Annotated in this window: 17 protein-coding genes; 7 read left to right on the top strand and 10 right to left on the bottom strand. The window is 33.0% G+C overall.

Annotation, left to right across the window (positions count from 1 at the left end; all coding sequences use genetic code 11):
* Window positions 1–171: 171 nt before the first annotated feature.
* The 5 genes from B4E59_RS10120 to scpC form a co-directional block, all read right to left on the bottom strand.
* A complete protein-coding gene (locus B4E59_RS10120) occupies window positions 172–831 on the bottom strand; it encodes a DUF4240 domain-containing protein (RefSeq protein WP_286496108.1) in 660 nt (219 codons plus the stop codon).
* Window positions 832–1,073: 242 nt separating this feature from the next.
* The gene (locus tag B4E59_RS10115; RefSeq protein WP_286496109.1) at window positions 1,074–2,210 is read right to left on the bottom strand and encodes a glutathionylspermidine synthase family protein; all 1,137 of its coding nucleotides are present in this window, start codon (window positions 2,208–2,210) and stop codon (window positions 1,074–1,076) included.
* 9 nt (window positions 2,211–2,219) lie between these two features.
* Window positions 2,220–2,609, bottom strand: a complete 390-nt coding sequence (locus B4E59_RS10110; RefSeq protein ID WP_219034280.1) for a hypothetical protein — start codon at window positions 2,607–2,609, stop codon at window positions 2,220–2,222.
* Window positions 2,610–2,615: 6 nt separating this feature from the next.
* The gene (locus tag B4E59_RS10105; protein WP_280035742.1) at window positions 2,616–2,894 is read right to left on the bottom strand and encodes a hypothetical protein; all 279 of its coding nucleotides are present in this window, start codon (window positions 2,892–2,894) and stop codon (window positions 2,616–2,618) included.
* A gap of 104 nt (window positions 2,895–2,998) precedes the next feature.
* Window positions 2,999–4,510 (bottom strand): succinyl-CoA:acetate CoA-transferase ScpC, encoded by a 1,512-nt coding sequence (gene scpC / locus B4E59_RS10100; protein WP_291052757.1) that lies wholly within the window; start codon window positions 4,508–4,510, stop codon window positions 2,999–3,001.
* Window positions 4,511–4,705: 195 nt separating this feature from the next.
* Here scpC and B4E59_RS10095 point away from each other — a divergent pair, with 195 nt between their 5' ends.
* Entirely contained in the window at window positions 4,706–5,527 is an 822-nt protein-coding gene (locus tag B4E59_RS10095) for an AraC family transcriptional regulator (protein WP_180906175.1), read from the top strand.
* 8 nt (window positions 5,528–5,535) lie between these two features.
* Complete coding sequence (locus B4E59_RS10090) at window positions 5,536–6,198, top strand: alpha/beta fold hydrolase (RefSeq protein ID WP_114999497.1); 663 nt, start codon at window positions 5,536–5,538, stop codon at window positions 6,196–6,198.
* 39 nt (window positions 6,199–6,237) lie between these two features.
* Here the strand turns inward: B4E59_RS10090 and truB are convergent, their stop codons facing one another.
* Genes truB through B4E59_RS10070 form a run of 4 tightly spaced genes read right to left on the bottom strand, consistent with a single transcriptional unit; the run spans window position 6,238 to window position 9,029 of the window.
* Complete coding sequence (gene truB / locus B4E59_RS10085; protein ID WP_125349728.1) at window positions 6,238–6,948, bottom strand: tRNA pseudouridine(55) synthase TruB; 711 nt, start codon at window positions 6,946–6,948, stop codon at window positions 6,238–6,240.
* A 1-nt stretch (window position 6,949) separates the two neighbouring features.
* Entirely contained in the window at window positions 6,950–7,834 is an 885-nt protein-coding gene (locus tag B4E59_RS10080) for an undecaprenyl-diphosphate phosphatase (RefSeq protein WP_125349727.1), read from the bottom strand.
* Window positions 7,834–8,136, bottom strand: coding sequence for a DUF3098 domain-containing protein (locus B4E59_RS10075; RefSeq protein ID WP_052217597.1), 303 nt, complete (start codon window positions 8,134–8,136; stop codon window positions 7,834–7,836). Before B4E59_RS10075 ends, B4E59_RS10080 begins: the two co-directional genes overlap by 1 nt.
* The gene (locus B4E59_RS10070; protein ID WP_221855311.1) at window positions 8,136–9,029 is read right to left on the bottom strand and encodes a cell division protein FtsX; all 894 of its coding nucleotides are present in this window, start codon (window positions 9,027–9,029) and stop codon (window positions 8,136–8,138) included. Before B4E59_RS10070 ends, B4E59_RS10075 begins: the two co-directional genes overlap by 1 nt.
* A 106-nt stretch (window positions 9,030–9,135) precedes the next feature.
* Here B4E59_RS10070 and rsmA point away from each other — a divergent pair, with 106 nt between their 5' ends.
* Genes rsmA through B4E59_RS10055 form a run of 3 tightly spaced genes read left to right on the top strand, consistent with a single transcriptional unit; the run spans window position 9,136 to window position 11,723 of the window.
* Window positions 9,136–9,903 carry a 16S rRNA (adenine(1518)-N(6)/adenine(1519)-N(6))-dimethyltransferase RsmA gene (gene rsmA, locus B4E59_RS10065; RefSeq protein ID WP_038332430.1) on the top strand — a complete coding sequence of 256 codons (768 nt, stop codon included), beginning with the start codon at window positions 9,136–9,138 and terminating at the stop codon, window positions 9,901–9,903.
* A 3-nt stretch (window positions 9,904–9,906) separates the two neighbouring features.
* Window positions 9,907–11,262 (top strand): magnesium transporter, encoded by a 1,356-nt coding sequence (mgtE, locus tag B4E59_RS10060; protein ID WP_280046030.1) that lies wholly within the window; start codon window positions 9,907–9,909, stop codon window positions 11,260–11,262.
* An 11-nt stretch (window positions 11,263–11,273) separates the two neighbouring features.
* Window positions 11,274–11,723, top strand: a complete 450-nt coding sequence (locus B4E59_RS10055; RefSeq protein WP_219034286.1) for a GyrI-like domain-containing protein — start codon at window positions 11,274–11,276, stop codon at window positions 11,721–11,723.
* 476 nt (window positions 11,724–12,199) lie between these two features.
* Here B4E59_RS10055 and B4E59_RS10050 read toward each other — a convergent pair whose 3' ends face one another.
* Window positions 12,200–13,351: a sensor histidine kinase gene (locus B4E59_RS10050; protein ID WP_219034287.1), complete on the bottom strand. Its 1,152-nt coding sequence runs from the start codon at window positions 13,349–13,351 to the stop codon at window positions 12,200–12,202.
* 157 nt (window positions 13,352–13,508) lie between these two features.
* Between B4E59_RS10050 and B4E59_RS10045 the strand changes: the two genes are divergently transcribed.
* The gene (locus B4E59_RS10045; RefSeq protein WP_219034288.1) at window positions 13,509–16,298 is read left to right on the top strand and encodes a 2-oxoglutarate dehydrogenase E1 component; all 2,790 of its coding nucleotides are present in this window, start codon (window positions 13,509–13,511) and stop codon (window positions 16,296–16,298) included.
* A gap of 18 nt (window positions 16,299–16,316) precedes the next feature.
* Window positions 16,317–17,549 (top strand): 2-oxoglutarate dehydrogenase complex dihydrolipoyllysine-residue succinyltransferase, encoded by a 1,233-nt coding sequence (odhB, locus tag B4E59_RS10040; RefSeq protein ID WP_185096030.1) that lies wholly within the window; start codon window positions 16,317–16,319, stop codon window positions 17,547–17,549.
* Window positions 17,550–17,569: the final 20 nt, after the last annotated feature.

Genomic DNA, 17,569 nt, shown 5'->3' with positions numbered 1-17,569 from the left:
TAACAAGGGGAAGATTACAAACTATAATAAGTCCAGAAATTAAAAAATAATTGAAAGAGCTATATCCTATTAATATAAAAAAGAAATAGGCAACTACTGAAATTAATGTGACAATTTTCCTTAGAGCACCATCTTCCATTGAAGGAATAAAATGGGTATTAAATATTATCATTATAAAAACTCGTCTTCATCATCAAAATCATCTTCCATTTCGTCGTCGTCAGGAGGATAATCTTCGATAAAAACTTTGAATAATCTTGGACAAATGATTTGCAAATTGGTTAAATTTTCGTCATCCCAATCAAACTCAGGTTTTGGAGATTTTTCGGTATAAAATTTAAAACATTCTTTGTCTACAAAGTCAATAATTTTGTGTTCGAATTTTTCATAGAAAACATTATCAGCGATTAAATGAAAATCTTCAAACTCATATAAATCATCTTCGTTGAAGCCTTCGTTAAAATAATCAGCTAAATTATCAGGATTCAAAATTGCCTTTTCAAACAATTCTTGTCCTTGCGAAATAATCCAATTTTTGAAATAATAGAAATGTGTTGGATCTGTATCATCATTCATAATACAAGCTGCACACCATATTTCAGGCGAATGTAATGAATAGGAGTAGAACTCTAATCGAAGTTGAAAACCAATAATATCCTCGGCAGTTAGATCTTCTAATTCTTGTTCCAAAGCCTTTTCTTGATCTTGCAAATTATTGGCATTGAGCAAAGAATTTTCTATAATTTGCCAAAACAAATCTTCTTCGAGCATACGCGAAATGCGCTCTGAGGGAAGGGTTGAAGAGTTAAACAAATCATCTAAAAAATCCATATTTCTACTTTTTAGTTTGTATTTAGTTGGTTTTGATTCGTAAAAAATTATCTAACGTTTTATTTCTTAAACCTTTAATTGATAAAACATTTTAATAAAATCTTTTTATAATTTATAAATAAAATATGATGAAACCTATTAATTTTTAAACTATTTACAATTTTTAAGGTAATTGTTTGATTTTGTTTAAACTAAAAAATGTCTAATTCGAAGTGGAATTAGACTTTTTGGTTTTAAATATTTTACTCAATAATATGCGGAACAAAACGACTTTTATCGGTTGTAATAAATTGGTCACTTTCGCGGAACGTAATTCCACACGATTCTTGCCCAATAATCCAACTTCCGATAATGGTATAACCTGTTTCTTCGTGATGTAAATTAGCCAAAGCTTGATAAATAAAACCTTCTTCGCCATATTCGCCAGAAGTTTGCTCCGAAATAGCTCCACTTTTTACAACTTCTACATTTGCGCCTTCACGAGATAACAATGGTTTTTTGACATAATTCTTCATCTCTTTTGGTGAATCTGTATAAGCTTCTAATAATAATGGATGATCTGGATACAATTCCCATAAAATTGGTAAAATAGCTTTGTTCGAAAGAATCATTTTCCAAGCTGGTTCTATCCAATTTGCGTTGATTTCATCATTTTTGATGTTGTATGCAAACAACTCGTTCATCATCCATTCCCACGGATAAAGTTTGAAAATATCTGTAATTGGTTCTTCTTCTAAATCAACAAAATTGACATTATTCCAACCGATTTCGTCTACATAAATTAATTTGGTATTAATTCCGGCTTGTATCGCACAATCTCTGATATATTCGATATTCGTCAAATCTTCTAACGATTCTCTCACGCAAGAAAAATGCAAGGTTTCACCTTTCAAATAAGGTTTTAACATTTTCCATGTTTCAATTAATTTATCGTGAACAGAATTGAATTGATCTTTTGTTTCTCCAAAATAATTTTCCATCCAAAACCATTGTACAACACCACATTCAAACAACGAAGTAGGTGTATCAGCATTGAATTCTAACATTTTCAATTGATCATTATCGTAAGCAAAATCAAAACGTCCATAAATACTTGGCGCATCATTTTCCCATGTATCAATCAAATAAGGTTGAATAAATTTTGGAATTTTAAATTCGTCCAAACGATTATTTTGAATCACATGTTCGACAGCATTCAAGCACATTTCCCACAATTCGTTTGTCGCTTCAAAGATTTTATCCGCTTCTTTTTCCGAAATAGAATAGTAATAATCTTCTACCCAATAGGTTTGTTTATTTTCGTCTGTATGATAGCCAAAGCCAATATTTTCTAACCTTTCTTGCCAGTTTTCGTCAGCTTTTATTCTTTTTAATTGCATAAAATTTGTTTAAGATGAAACTGAACGAGAAGAAGCAGATTTTCCGAATCCACCGCGAACAGTTTGACTTTTATACGCTTGCGCTTTTGCTGCGTTTGTTCCGACGTTAGACTGTTGATGCAAACCTTGACTTGCATAGCCCATTCCGCTGCCAGTTAAGCTACGAAAAGCCATAAACCAAAGCAACGAACTTCCCATTCCACCGTGATGCGAACCACCAGAATGAGATGCATAATTTGACGTAACATCTGTGTAAGGAGCAGTAGAATCTGCACGCATATATACCTTTTGTGCATTGTTCGTAACAGGCGCTTCTTCACGATTCATACACGAACTAAGAACCGAAGAAATTAACACTAAAGTCACGACTTTACTTGCTCTTTTTTCTCTTTTATTCATGATAGATTATTGAATGGTTACGTAAATAGGAATTTTGGTAGAATCGGTAGGTGTATATTGTTTGTGCGTAATCAAAGTATCTACTTTTTCTGCAATCATCAAATCGTTTGACCAAATTTTTTGTTTGGTAATATGTAAAACAGAGTCGCCTTTAGTTTCGGTTGTCAATACAACTTCGCGAGCCGATTTTTTATCAATTTGTTCTAAATTTTGATTTTCGTTTTGATTAGATTGACACGCAAAAAAAGTTGTCAATGGTAGTGTTACTAAAAGTATTTTTTTCATGTTTCTTAGACTTCTAACAAAGTTACATTATTTCACAAAAAAAGCATAATTCAGAATTTCTGAATTATGCTTTTTGAAAAAGTATAGTCTTATTATTTATTATTCTAATGATTCAAAACTAATAATTCTTCTTTTTTCATAGAACCTGTTTGTTTCAATCTTGTATGCCAAGAGAACGCTTCTTCTAAGATATGTGGCGTTTGACCACCTCTTTCTGCACAAGCTCTTTCGAAATAAGATAATAATTCACCTTTATAATCTGGATGAACACAGTTGTTGATGATTTCGATTGCTCTTTCGCGTGGTGCTAAACCTCTCAAATCAGCTAAACCTTGCTCTGTTACAATAATATCTACATCATGTTCTGTGTGGTCTGTGTGAGAAACCATAGGAACGATAGACGAAATATTTCCACCTTTTGCGATAGAAGCTGTAACGAAGATTGAGATAAATGCATTACGAGCAAAATCTCCAGAACCTCCAATACCGTTCATCATGTGAGTACCAGAAACGTGAGTAGAGTTTACGTTACCATAAATATCACACTCTAAAGACGTATTGATTCCGATAATTCCTAAACGACGAATAACTTCGGCAGAGTTAGAAATAGATTGTGGACGTAAAACAATTTTATCTTTATAATTGTCGATGTTTCCAATTACACGATCGTAACATTCTTGTGAAACTGTCATAGAAGATGCTGAAGCAAATTTCATTTTTCCAGAATCGATTAAATCAAATGTAGAATCTTGTAAAACTTCTGAATACATGACTAAATCTTCGAAATCTGAATGCTCTAAACCACCTAATACAGCATTCGCAACTTTACCAATACCACATTGTAATGGCATTAATGATTTTGTAAGACGACCTTCTTCAACTTCATTTTCGAAGAATTTCACAATGTTTTGAGCAATTGCAGCAGTCGCTTCATCAGCTGGTTGAATGTCTCCTGGAGCATCTTGAATGTCGTGAAAAACAATTCCAACAATTTTAGAAGGATCTACTTTTATTGTTTCTGTTCCAATTTTTGTATCACAAGCAGTGATGTTAATTGGTGTACGTTTTCCATATTCTTCTACACTATAAATATCGTGAATACCTTTTATATTTGTAGGGATAGACGTGTTAATCTCAATGATTAATTTGTCTGCATTTGCAGCAATTTCAGCATTATTACCGATAGAAGTTGTAGGTACTAAAGAACCATCTTCTAAAATTTCAGCAACTTCTAAAACACCTAAATTAATTTTAAATTGTCCATCTAAAATATGTTCAGCAGTTTCTCCTAAATGCTGATCGATAAATAAAACATTACCTGCATTTATATTTTTACGCATTACAGTGTCTACTTGGAATGGTAAACGTTTTTTTAATGCTCCACTTTCTACTAAAGCTGCGTCTGTACCATGTCCTAATGAAGCTCCTGTTACTAAAGTGATTTTTAAATTTTCAGATTTGGCACGCTCCGCAACAGCTTTTAATACAACTTTTGTATCGCCTCCTCTTGTAAAACCACTAGAACCAACAGTCATTCCATCTTCAAAAAATTTGGCAGACTCCTCTGCTGTCATTACTTTTGACTGTAAGTTAGTTAATTTTATTCTTTCCAACATAATGCAACTTTTTCTTTCTAATACTATTCAATAATTGTTCCCTTCTGAACGAAGGGAATTACAAATATTGGATTAATTAATAAAAAGTTAATATTAAAAATAGTCAAATAATTATCTATTTCGGACATTTTTATTTGTGTACATTATACATCATATCAAATAAATTATTATATTAGTTCGCAGATTAAAGAAACTATGAATATACATTTGGATAATAAGTTCGAAACACGATATTACCTAACCGAAATTGACAAATTACCAACCTCAATTTTCTGTTACCATAAGGAAATTTCGGAAGCATACGTGGTAGAACATAAACATAACAAAGCGCAATTTCTTTATTGTGAGGGAGGAATAGTTTATGTAAAAATAGGAAAAGATACTTTTTATTTACCTGCAAGACACTATATGTGGATACCGCCTCATGTGGAACATAGTATACACCCAAATACACCAGAGGTGATTATGAGAAATTTATATTTCCCTATTAATGAAAGTGATAATTCGTTTTATAAAAAAGTAGGAATCTATCCTGCTGATGGATTGTTGTTAGAGCTTTTATTATTTTCTAACCAATGGAAAGGAGATATTGTTCCAGAAAACAGAAGCGAATATGTAATTGCACAAGCTTTTAAAGAAATATTACCTAAAGTAAGCAAAAGTAGTTTACGATTAGCTCTTCCATTACCACACGACGAACGTCTGAAAAAAATCGTTCAATTCTTAGATGATAATATGGATTCTTCGATTACAATGAAGAAAATTACAGCCGAATTCGGTTTCTCTGAACGATCATTATCACGATTATTCCAAAAAGATTTGAATATGACATTTGTTCAATATTTCACTATTTTAAGAATGTTACGCGCTTTACAATTGTTAATTGATAATACGTATTCAATCAGTGAAATTTCGACAATGGTTGGTTACAATAGTTTACCAACATTTAGTAATACATTCCAAAAAGTAATTGGAGTTCGTCCAACAGATTACTCAAAGAAAAAAGATATATTATAAATTAAGGTATGAAAATTTATCAAGTAAGTGGATTAGGCGCAAACGCAAATGCTTTTCGAAATCTACGCTTGGAACAAGATTTTGAGCAAGTTTATATTCCTTGGTTAGATCCAGAGAAAGATGAAACTTTGGCTCATTATACCGAAAGATTATTAGATAAAATAAATCCCACAGAAGATTTTCTTTTGATGGGATTATCTTTTGGTGGAATAATTGTGCAGGAAATGAATCGTTTTATTAATCCAAAACATACATTTCTGATTTCGACAGTGAAGAATAGGGCAGAGCTTCCGAAGTTATTTCGATTCTCGGCTTCTATTAATGCACATAAAATAATTCCGATGAGTTTCTTAACTTCGGATCGGACATTTTCGTACATGATGATGCGAAAATTATATTATACTGATCGAGAAAAAGATAATATTGACGATATTTTTGAGTTTCGAAACAAAGAATATTTAAGTTGGTCGATTCATAAGATTGTAAACTGGGAACATTCTACAGCTTATCATGAAGAAAATATTACACATATTCATGGTACAAAAGATATTGTTTTTCCGATTGAATATATCAAAGATGCAATACAAATAGAAGGCGGAACACATATTATGGTGATGCAAAAGCCAAAATTAGTGAGCGATGAAATAAATAAAGTATTAATCACTTTATAACTAAAAAAAGCTTGAACATTTGTTCAAGCTTTTCTGATTTTATACTTCTTCTGTTGTATTTTCTTCTTCAAAATAGCTTTTTTCTAAAGCGAAATTTTCAGCATTGATGACATCAAATTCGCCAATTTTTGTACGACGAAGTGCTGTTAAATATCCACCAGAATTGACTGCTTTTCCAAAATCAAAAGCCAAAGAACGAATGTAGGTTCCTTTGCTACAATTCACTTCAAAATCGACAAAAGGTAAATCTATTTTTGTAATTTTAAAATCGTGAATCGTTATTTTACGTGCTTTACGTTCTATTTCTTGACCTTCGCGAGCTAATTCATATAAACGTTTTCCATCTACTTTTACCGCTGAATGCATTGGCGGAAATTGTTCAATTTCTCCAACAAATTGTTTTGTTGCTTCGCGAATAATTTCTTCTGTGATATGATTTGTCGGAAAAGTTTCATTTTCTTCCGATTCTAAATCATAGGTAGGCGTTGTAACACCTAATTTAATTGTACCAGTATAAGTCTTTTCTTGCGCCTGAAATTCATCAATGCGTTTTGTCCATTTCCCTGTACAAACCAATAAAAGTCCAGTAGCTTTTGGATCTAAAGTCCCAGCATGTCCAACTTTTATTTTCTTTAAGTTATATGCTTTTCTAATGTTCCAACGAATCTTATTTACAACATCAAAAGATGTCCAATCAAGTGGTTTATCAATCAAAAAAACGTGACCTTCTTGTATTTTTTCTACATTCATCTTATTTGTGCTGAATCATTGTAGTTTCTACTGAAGCGGCATTGTCTTTTTCTGCTTGTGTTGGAGAATTATATGAGAAATAAATCAATAAAATAATTCCGATGATTATTCTGTACCACCCCCAAAATTTGAAACCATATTTTGTTAAAACTGCGATAAATGTTTTCACTGCGATTAATGCTACAATAAATGCTACAACATTTCCAATTAAGAATAATATAATATGGTTTTGATCTTGTAAAATCATTTCATAACCTTTCATTGGTGTTGCAGTATCTTCTCCCCAAGTTTTAACAAAAATAGAATAAACTGTAACCGCTAACATTGTCGGAACCGCTAAAAAGAATGAAAATTCTGCAGCTGCTTTACGCGATAAACCTTGTGTCATACCACCAATAATAGAAGCGGCAGAACGAGAAGTTCCAGGCATCATCGCCAAACATTGCCAAAAACCAATGATAATTGCTTGTTTTAATGTGATGTCTTTTTCATCATTAATTTTAGGATTTTTGAACCATTTATCTACAAATAATAAAATGATTCCTCCGAAAACTAACATTCCAGAAATAGCAACTTGATTTCCTAAAACAGCCTCGATTTTATCATCGAATAGTTTTCCTAAAATAAGTGCAGGAACAACCGCACAAGCTAATTTGATATAAAAATTGAAATTGAAATTTTTGAAGTCAAAGAATTTTTTCCAATATAAAACTACGATTGATAAAATTGCTCCAAATTGTATCGAAACTTGAAACATTTTTAAGAATTCGCTTTCTGGCATTCCCATCAAAGCTGCTGTGAATCCCATGTGTGCTGTAGAAGAAATTGGTAAATATTCGGTAAGACCTTCTATTATAGCAATTATAATTGCTTGTAAAGTATTCATTATTTTTCTTTATTCGGATTGATTAAAATGGCATAAATCTCGACGATGAAACCAACGACAACTAAAAATGGCGCTAATCTAATTCTACGAAAAGAATAGATTTCGTCGTTCCAATAATTTGCATCCCACGTTCCATCTGGTCTTGTGTTGGCATCGTGTCCTGTCATTAATAAAAATCCAAGACCAATTAGTGCAACACCAATTGCCATGAAAATGTAATTTCTTTTTCCGAATAAAAAAGTAAAACCAGCATCATTTGTAGATGCTGATTTTTTTGTTGTATCGATAGAATTTGATTTCATTAATAAAGTTGATCAGTTTTTAATCTTAAATAACGCCATGCAGCAAACAATGTACTAAATACGGCAATGACAACTCCAATTCCAATTAAAATAATAATAAGTGGAGTGAAGCTTGGGTTCCAAAGTACTAAACCAACTTTTGTTGCTAAAATGTACCATAAGAAACCTAATCCTACAGCTGCAATAAATGCTGCTAAGAAACCTAAAACTGCGGCTTCTATCAAGAAAGGTTTTACAATGAAACGTCTACGCGCTCCAACTAATTGCATTGTTTTGATGCTGAAACGTTTTGCGTATATTTTCAGACGAATAGAGTTGTTGATTAATACAACAACGATTACCAAGAAGATAACAGCAAAAATCATAATCCAGAATGTAATTTTATTGATGCTGTGGTAAATCGTTACCATCGCTTCTTTGTCACTTTTTACTTCGTCTACAATCGGATTTTTAGCCAATACCTTATTAATAGAATCAATTTGTTCAACAGATTGTATTAATGCAGGATTCAATGTAATTTGAACTGATGCAGGGAAAATACTTTCTTCGAAGAAATCGCTACCATCCGTACCCAAATCTTTTTTCGCAATTTTAGCTGCATCCTCTTTGCTGATATACTGTGTAGCTTCAACAAAAGGATACTTCACTTTCAACGAATCGATATAAGATTTTTGTAAATCAAGCTCCTTATCTTTTAATTTTGGATCTTCGACATCTTTAAAATATGCCTCGATTTTTAACTCTCTTTTTAGATGTTCTGCGTAACTTTGTGCATTAATGACAATTAAGCCGAAAATACCTAATAGAAATAAAACAAGCGAAATACTAATCACAACAGTGATGTTAGAAGATCGCAGTCTTTTTTTCTCAAATTTATCGTTCGTTTTTGACATTTGGGTTAATTTTGGGGCTAAGATAAAAAAAACTTATTTCGCAAGAAAGATATTCCGTATATATTCTACGGTAAGTTGGTTAAAGAAAACTTAAAATTTAGAATTTTTGAAAGTAAAAGCTAAAAAACATTTAGGTCAGCATTTTTTGAATGATGAAAATATTGCACGAGACATCGCCGAAGGGTTAACTTGGGAAGGTTATGATCGTGTCTTAGAAATTGGTCCAGGAATGGGCGTGTTGACAAAATATATTTTACAAGCAAAGAAAAATATAGAGGTTGTGGAGATTGATACAGAATCAGTCGAATATTTAAAAGAATATTATCAACCATTTTACCCAGGATTTAAAATTCATTCCGAAGATTTCTTGAAAATGGACTTTTCATCAAAGTTTGATGAACAAATTGCTATTTTAGGAAATTTTCCGTATAATATATCTTCGCAAATTATTTTTAAAGCTTTAGAAGAGCGTTACACTGTTCCCGAAGTTTGTGGAATGTTTCAGAAAGAAGTTGCCGAACGTATTGCATCAAAAAAAGGTACAAAAGATTATGGTATACTTTCTGTTTTAGCTCAAGCGTATTATCATTGTGAATATTTGTTCACTGTTCCAGAACACGTTTTTACACCACCACCAAAGGTGAAATCGGGCGTTATTATTATGAAACGCTACCGAACAGAAATTGAAGGAGTTGAACAGAAACGATTTTTTCAAGTGGTAAAAGCTGGTTTTGGACAAAGAAGAAAAACGCTTCGTAATTCGTTGAAGGCTTTGGGTATTCCTGAGGATTTAAACGATCACGAGTTTTTGAATATGCGCGCAGAACAATTATCTGTCGAAGATTTTATTGAGTTAACGAAAAGAATGAAATAGATTATGGAGGTAAAAATTACAAAAGATTTTATTGAACATTTAAACGAAAGTATTAATCAGCAAAATGCAAAAGCAGTTAAGGAGATGTTGCAAGATTTGCACCCTGCTGATATTGCTGAATTGTTTGATGAGCTTTCGACCAAAGAACAGTCTTTTGTAATTGATTTACTCGATAATGAAATTTCTGCTGATATCCTTCTTGAATTAGAAGAAGATGATCGACGTAAATTCCTGAAAACGCTTACTGCAAAAGAAATTGCCGAAGATGTCATCAATGAGATGGATACCGATGATGCAGTTGACGTTATCAATGAACTTTCTGATGAAAAGAAAGATGAGGTAATTGCACAATTAGAAGACCAAGAACATGCCCGTGAAATTGTAGATCTTTTGCGCTATGACGAAGATACGGCTGGAGGTTTGATGGGAAAAGAGTTGATAAAAGTTAACAAAGATTGGTCGGTAATCACAGCGGTAAAACAAATGCGAAAACAAGCTGAGGATTTAGAAGAAGTTTTCTCGATTTATGTAGTTGATGAAGATGAAAAATTACTTGGAACATTGAGTTTAAAGCGTTTGTTGACAACTTCTGCGAACACTAAAGTGGCAGATGTTTACAATGAAAAGATCCAATATGTAAAGACCTATACAAAAGATATGGAGGTTGCGAAAGTAATCGAAAAATATGATTTGTACGAAGTGCCTGTAGTGGACGAGTTAACGCGTTTGGTAGGTGTAATTACGGTGGATGATGTGATTGATGTGATTCGTGAAGAAGCTGAAGAAAATTATCAATTAGCAGCCGGGATTACTCAAAATGTCGACTCTGATGATAATATATTGAAATTAACTCGCGCTCGTTTACCTTGGCTTTTATTGGCTTTGGTAGGTAGTTTTGTAGCAGTTAATGTGTCGCAAAGTTTTAGCGATGCGATGAATTTGTATCCGCAATTATTCTTTTTTACGCCGCTTGTTGCTGCCATGGCAGGAAATGTTGGTGTGCAATCTTCTGCGATTATTGTGCAAGGTTTGGCGAATAGTAATATTTCGGGTTCTATTTGGAAAAGATTAGGAAAAGAAATGTTATTAGCTTTATTGAATAGTACATTATTAGCTTTTGTACTTTTATTGGCGACACATTTCTTGATGAGCACAAGCTACGAAATTTCTTCAACCATTGTTTTAGCTTTAGTTATTGTGATGATTTTAGCAAGTTTGATTGGGACATTTATTCCAATTATGTTGCATAAATATGGTGTTGATCCTGCTATTGCAACGGGACCATTTATCACAACAAGTAATGATATCTTTGGTTTGTTGATTTACTTTTCGATTGCGAAAATGATTTTAGGATTTTAAAAACCTTAAAAATGAATAAGTTGAAAATTATAGGAATAACGACTCAAACGTCTAATAATGATAGTCAAGCGATTGATGATTTAGGAAAATTGTGGCATCAATTTTTCGATGAGAATATAATTGCTAAAATTCCAAATGCAATTAGTTCTAATATTTATTCTGTTTACACAGATTATGAAAGTGATTTTACAGGAAAGTATATGACAATTATTGGTTTAGAAGTTTCTTCATTAGATGAAATTCCAGAAGGTATGGTTGGTCGTGAATTTGAGCCACAAACATTCAAAAAATATATTGCCAAAGGAGAATTGCACGAAGCAGTTGGGAAAACTTGGACAGAAATTTGGAATGATGATGCAAATCTAAATCGCACGTATAAATATGATTACGAATTGTACACCGAAAAAGCTCAAAATCCTGCTGATGCAGAAATTGAGATTTATATTGGTGTAAAAGAATAGTAATTAATACTGATATATTAGAAAATAATATTAAAAAAATGAGCTGAAAGTAAAACTTTTCAGCTCATTTTTTATTTTGGATATTTTGTAGGATTTCTATGCGCATTAAAAACTGCATAAATAAAAAAGTTTTTTCTTCTTCATTAGTTTCAAAAAAAAACAAATAAGGAAAAGATCTAAAAGGTTTTGAACGCAAATTTCTATAGTTCACTTGATAGAAAGGATTATTTCCAAAGTTTCCAAAACTTAAGATTTTGCCGCAGATGTAGAAAAGTTTGAATAATAAGAAAGAGCTTGTTCAATATCTTGGGCAGCTTCAGAAGAAATTCTAGTCTTATAAATCATATTTTTCGTGTAATTCTTTCAATACATCTTTTGCGTTCATAATTATTAATTTTACAAAACAGTTGTCGTTCTAACAAAGTCACAAAAAGTATACCTCATTATATAATCAAGATTTTGTGTAATATTTCTGATTATTTTTTCAATAAAATCTTAAACTCAGTTCCCGTTTCTTTAGATGATTTAGCTACAAATATTTTTCCTTTGTGATAATCTTCGATAATTCGTTTTGCTAATGATAATCCCAATCCCCAACCGCGTTTTTTGGTAGTAAAGCCAGGTTGAAAAATCTTTTTCTGCAATTTGGTCGGAATTCCAGAACCTGTATCAGCAATAGAAATTTCGACAAATTTACCTTTCGTTTTTATATCGATATCCAAAACGCCTTTATTTTGCATTGCATCAGCGGCATTTTTCATCAAATTTTCGATAACCCAACTATATAAAGAAGAATTAAGATTGATGTTAAATTCATCGACATCGGTAGTAAAGTTTAATTCAATTCCTTTCGAAATGCGTTGCGAAATATAATCCACTGTTTGTTTGGAAGTTGAAATAATATCAGTTTGTTTGAGTTCAGAAGTTGAACCAATTTTCGAGAAACGTTCGGCAATATGTTTCAATCTATCCACATCTTTTTCAATTTCTATGACTGAAGTTTGATCGATTTCTTCCAATTTCAATAATTCGACCCAACCCATCAACGAAGAAAGTGGTGTACCAATTTGATGTGCCGTTTCTTTTGCCATTCCAGCCCATAAATAACTTTTTTCGGTGTCACGAACTGTTTTGAAATACCAGTACGAAAATCCAAAAAACAGTAAAATCAATAAAATAATGATGAGTGGATAATATTGTAATTGATTGAGAAGTTTTGAATTTTTGAAATAAACATAATTTTTAGTTCCGATTAATTCAACATCAATTGTTTGTTCCGACGATTTCATTTTGTTGACATATTTTTTTAATTGAACCGAATCTTTTACGATGGATTCATCAATATTTTTGGTGTCTACAATAATGCCTTTTTCGTCTACAAGTGCAACAGGGATCGATTTGTTGTCTTCAATTAATTTGAATAGAAAATCTTGCGTTTTCGGATCTAAAAATTCTGATGAGCTTATCAACTCTAACGATCGCGCATAATTCTCTACACGTTTGTGTTCTTCACGTTTTAGCTCTTGTACAATTTTATTACTCGACCATATTGTAATAGCGAAAATCACAAATATTATAAAGAAGCCAATCCAACGTTTGTTTATTTTTTTTGTTAGAAAATTTCTCATCTAAATGTAAAATCTTTCTTAAATTTATATCAAATGTAATGATTATTTGATTATAATATATTTTTATGGCGAGATAAGATAAATATGATGAAAGTAATTTTTTTTAAAGCCTTAAATAGTTTATTTTTGTAGCTAAATCTCATAGAGAGTAAAATTTATGGATCGTTTTTCGTTTTTAAATGCCGCTCATTTAGAGTTTATAGGCGACTTATATGATCAATACGTCCAATATCCGGATAGTATTGAACCAAGTTGGAAAGCTTTTTTCCAAGGGTATGACTTTGCGAATGCAACATATGATGGAGAGCCATTATTTGCACCAGCAACACAAACAGCTCCTAACAAAGCTAGTCAAACAACGCAAGCAGTAGTTAATCCTGCAGTAGTATCTCAAGTTCCAGACAACGTACAGAAAGAATTTAAAGTAATCAATTTGATTGATGCTTACCGTTCTCGTGGACATTTGTTTACTAAGACTAACCCAGTTAGAGCGCGTAGAACTTTTGAACCTTCATTAGACATCAAGAACTTCGGTTTGACAGATGCCGATTTAGGATTGACATTCAATGCTGGTGAAATTTTAGGTATTGGTGGACCAATCACTTTACGTGAAATCATTGGACACTTAGAAAACATGTACTGCGAATCTATCGGAATCGAGTATATGTATGTAAGAGAACCTCAAAGAATTAATTGGATTCAGAATTGGTTAAACCAAAACTTGAATCAACCAAAATTATCTAAGGAGGAGAAAGAACGTGTTTTAGAAAAGTTGAATGAAGCAACTGCTTTTGAAAACTTTATGCACACGAAATATGTTGGACAAAAACGTTTCTCAGTAGAAGGAAATGAATCTTTAATTCCTGCTTTGGATACATTGATTAACCGTTCTGCAGATCACGGCGTACAAGAGGTTATCGTAGGGATGGCTCACCGTGGTCGTTTGAATGTTTTGGCTAACATTTTTGGAAAATCATATTCTCAAATCTTTTCAGAATTCGAAGGAAAAGCTTTTGATACAGATTTAATGGCTGGTGATGTTAAATATCACATGGGATCATCAAATCAAATCAAAGCATTGAATGGAAAAGATATCCGAATCAATTTAGCACCAAATCCATCTCACTTAGAGACTGTAGATGCAGTTGTAGAAGGGATTACACGTGCAAAAGTTGAGGAAGATTACAAAGATGATTATTCTAAAATTATTCCAATCTTAATTCATGGTGATGCTGCTGTAGCTGGACAAGGAATCGTTTACGAGGTTGTTCAAATGGCAGGATTAGACGGATATAAAACAGGTGGTACAGTACACGTTGTGGTAAATAACCAAGTTGGGTTTACAACAAACTATTTAGATGCGCGTACATCTACATATTGTACAGATGTTGCTAAAGTAACATTGTCTCCTGTAATGCATGTAAATTCTGATGATGTAGAAGCGGTAGTTCACGCTTTCCGTTTTGCAGCAGATTATCGTGCAGAATTCGGTTCTGATGTATTCATCGATTTATTAGGATACCGTAAATATGGACATAACGAAGGTGATGAACCAAAATTCACTCAACCTAAATTATATAACTTAATCGCTAAACACCCAAATCCTCGTGAAATTTACAAGGATAAATTATTAAAAGAAGGTGTAATAGGAGAAGAAATCGTTAAACAAAAAGAAGCAGAATTTAAAGCTCTATTAGAAACGAATTTCGAAGCTTCTAAAGAAATTGAGCGTAATCACATTTTCCCTTTCATGCCAGAAGAGTGGGAAGGATTTGAAATTGCTGATGATGCAAAAGTTTTTGAACAAGCAAATACTTCTTACGACGAAGCAAAATTAAAAGAAATTGCAAAAGCTGTTTCTACAGTTCCTGAAGGTAAAAAATTAATCAAAAAAGTTTCTCGTTTAATTGAAGGACGTGGAAAAATGATTGAGGAAGATAAAATTGACTGGGGATTAGGAGAAGCTTTAGCTTTCGGTTCTATCTTAACAGACGGACGTAACGTGCGTGTTTCTGGGGAAGATGTAGAACGTGGAACTTTCTCTCACCGTCATGCGGTTGTAAAAACTGAAGACACAGAAGAAGAAATTATCTTATTAAACCATATCAATAATGAACAAGGTCAATTAAGAATCTATAATTCATTATTATCTGAGTATGCAGTTTTAGGTTTTGATTATGGATATGCAATGGCTAATCCTAAAGCGTTAACTATTTGGGAAGCTCAATTTGGAGATTTCGTGAATGGAGCGCAAATCGTAATCGACCAATATATTTCTGCAGCAGAAGATAAATGGAAATTACAAAATGGTTTAGTAATGTTATTGCCTCATGGATATGAAGGGCAAGGAGCAGAGCACTCTTCAGCACGTTTAGAGCGTTTCTTACAAATGTGTGCTGGTAACAATATGTTTGTTGCAAATATCACAACTCCAGCTAACTTCTTCCACGCATTAAGAAGACAGGTTGTAACAGATTACCGCAAACCATTGGTTGTAATGTCACCAAAATCATTATTACGTCATCCATCAGCAGTATCATCATTAGCAGATTTCGCAAATGGAGGTTTCCAAGAAATCATCGAAGATGTAACAGTAGATGCGAAAAAAGTGAAAAAAGTAGTTTTCTGTTCAGGAAAAATCTACTACGATTTAGACAAAAAACGCCAAGAATTAGGTGATAAAGAAACTGCAATTATTCGTTTAGAGCAATTATATCCTTTAAATGAAGAAAAAGTAGATGCTATCATCTCTAAATTTGGTAATGCTAAATTGGTTTGGGCACAAGAAGAACCAGAAAATATGGGAGCTTGGATGTATATCTTACGTAAGTTAAGAAAATATCCATTCGACGTAGTTTCTCCAGCAGAAAGTGCTGCAACAGCACCAGGTTCAAGTAAACGTTGGGCTGCAATTTACGAAGAGGTAATTAATAAAGTATTCAATTAAAAAATAAAGCTAATAGATATGTTAGAAATGAAAGTCCCATCACCAGGGGAATCAATCACAGAAGTAGAGATCGCTACGTGGTTAGTAAAAGACGGTGATTACGTAGAAAAAGACCAAGCAATTGCTGAGGTTGACTCAGATAAAGCAACATTAGAATTACCAGCAGAAGAAAGTGGAATTATCACTTTGAAAGCGGAAGAAGGTGATGTTGTAGAAGTAGGACAAGTTGTTTGTCTTATTGATACATCAGCTGCTAAACCAGAAGGAGGAAGCGCTCCAGCTGCAGAAGCACCAAAAGCTGAGGTTAAAGAAGAAGTAAAAGCTGCTCCAGCTCCAGTTGCTACGCCAGCACCTGCTGCTCCAGCTGCAACTTACGCTACGGGAACTCCATCTCCAGCGGCTAAAAAAGTTTTAGACGAAAAAGGTATCGATGCTTCTCAAGTAAAAGGTTCAGGACGTGACGGACGTATCACTCAAGATGATGCAGCTCGTTTTACACCAGCAATGGGAACTTCTACTCAAGGAACTCGTGCTCAATCAGAGAAAAAATTATCATCATTACGTCGTAAAATTGCACAACGTTTAGTTTCTGTTAAAAATGAAACTGCAATGTTAACTACATTCAACGAAGTTGATATGTCTGCAATTTTTGCTTTACGTAACCAATATAAAGACGAATTCAAAGCTAAACACGGTGTTGGTTTAGGATTCATGTCTTTCTTTACAAAAGCAGTTACACGCGCATTAGAGTTATACCCAGACGTAAACTCTATGATTGACGGTGACTACCAAGTAAAATTTGACTTTGCTGACGTTTCTGTTGCAGTATCAGGACCAAAAGGTTTAATGGTGCCAGTTGTACGTAATGCAGAAAACTTAACTTTCCGTGGTGTTGAGCAATCTATCAAAGATTTAGCAATCAAAGTACGTGACGGAAAAATTTCTGTTGATGAAATGACAGGAGGTACATTTACAATCACTAATGGTGGTGTATTTGGATCTATGATGTCTACACCAATCATCAACCCACCTCAATCAGGTATCTTAGGAATGCACAATATCGTTGAGCGTCCAGTTGTTAAAAACGGACAAATTGTTATCGCTCCAATGATGTATGTTGCTTTATCTTATGACCACCGTATCATCGACGGACGCGAATCTGTAGGATTCTTAGTTGCTGTTAAAGAAGCGGTAGAAGATCCATTAAACGTATTAATGGGAGGTGACGCTAAAAGAGCTTTAGAATTGTAATACATAAAACATTCTAACAA

Origin of the sequence: Empedobacter sp. UBA2044, from assembly GCF_002333005.1 — a bacterium.
Classification (GTDB): domain Bacteria; phylum Bacteroidota; class Bacteroidia; order Flavobacteriales; family Weeksellaceae; genus Empedobacter; species Empedobacter falsenii_B.
The sequence above is the reverse complement of the archived record's forward strand: the minus strand, read 5'-3'. Positions and strand labels throughout refer to the sequence as shown.

What these genes read in the sequence shown, in the direction of transcription:
- truB (WP_125349728.1), bottom strand. Translation starts at nt 6,948, where the DNA reads ATGAATGTAGAAAAAATACAAGAAGGTCACGTTTTTTTGATTGATAAA.
- B4E59_RS10055 (WP_219034286.1), top strand. Translation starts at nt 11,274, where the DNA reads ATGAATAAGTTGAAAATTATAGGAATAACGACTCAAACGTCTAATAAT.
- B4E59_RS10045 (WP_219034288.1), top strand. Translation starts at nt 13,509, where the DNA reads ATGGATCGTTTTTCGTTTTTAAATGCCGCTCATTTAGAGTTTATAGGC.
- B4E59_RS10105 (WP_280035742.1), bottom strand. Translation starts at nt 2,894, where the DNA reads ATGAAAAAAATACTTTTAGTAACACTACCATTGACAACTTTTTTTGCG.
- B4E59_RS10090 (WP_114999497.1), top strand. Translation starts at nt 5,536, where the DNA reads ATGAAAATTTATCAAGTAAGTGGATTAGGCGCAAACGCAAATGCTTTT.
- scpC (WP_291052757.1), bottom strand. Translation starts at nt 4,510, where the DNA reads ATGTTGGAAAGAATAAAATTAACTAACTTACAGTCAAAAGTAATGACA.
- B4E59_RS10050 (WP_219034287.1), bottom strand. Translation starts at nt 13,351, where the DNA reads ATGAGAAATTTTCTAACAAAAAAAATAAACAAACGTTGGATTGGCTTC.
- B4E59_RS10120 (WP_286496108.1), bottom strand. Translation starts at nt 831, where the DNA reads ATGGATTTTTTAGATGATTTGTTTAACTCTTCAACCCTTCCCTCAGAG.
- B4E59_RS10080 (WP_125349727.1), bottom strand. Translation starts at nt 7,834, where the DNA reads ATGAATACTTTACAAGCAATTATAATTGCTATAATAGAAGGTCTTACC.
- odhB (WP_185096030.1), top strand. Translation starts at nt 16,317, where the DNA reads ATGTTAGAAATGAAAGTCCCATCACCAGGGGAATCAATCACAGAAGTA.
- B4E59_RS10070 (WP_221855311.1), bottom strand. Translation starts at nt 9,029, where the DNA reads ATGTCAAAAACGAACGATAAATTTGAGAAAAAAAGACTGCGATCTTCT.
- mgtE (WP_280046030.1), top strand. Translation starts at nt 9,907, where the DNA reads ATGGAGGTAAAAATTACAAAAGATTTTATTGAACATTTAAACGAAAGT.
- B4E59_RS10115 (WP_286496109.1), bottom strand. Translation starts at nt 2,210, where the DNA reads ATGCAATTAAAAAGAATAAAAGCTGACGAAAACTGGCAAGAAAGGTTA.
- B4E59_RS10110 (WP_219034280.1), bottom strand. Translation starts at nt 2,609, where the DNA reads ATGAATAAAAGAGAAAAAAGAGCAAGTAAAGTCGTGACTTTAGTGTTA.
- B4E59_RS10095 (WP_180906175.1), top strand. Translation starts at nt 4,706, where the DNA reads ATGAATATACATTTGGATAATAAGTTCGAAACACGATATTACCTAACC.
- B4E59_RS10075 (WP_052217597.1), bottom strand. Translation starts at nt 8,136, where the DNA reads ATGAAATCAAATTCTATCGATACAACAAAAAAATCAGCATCTACAAAT.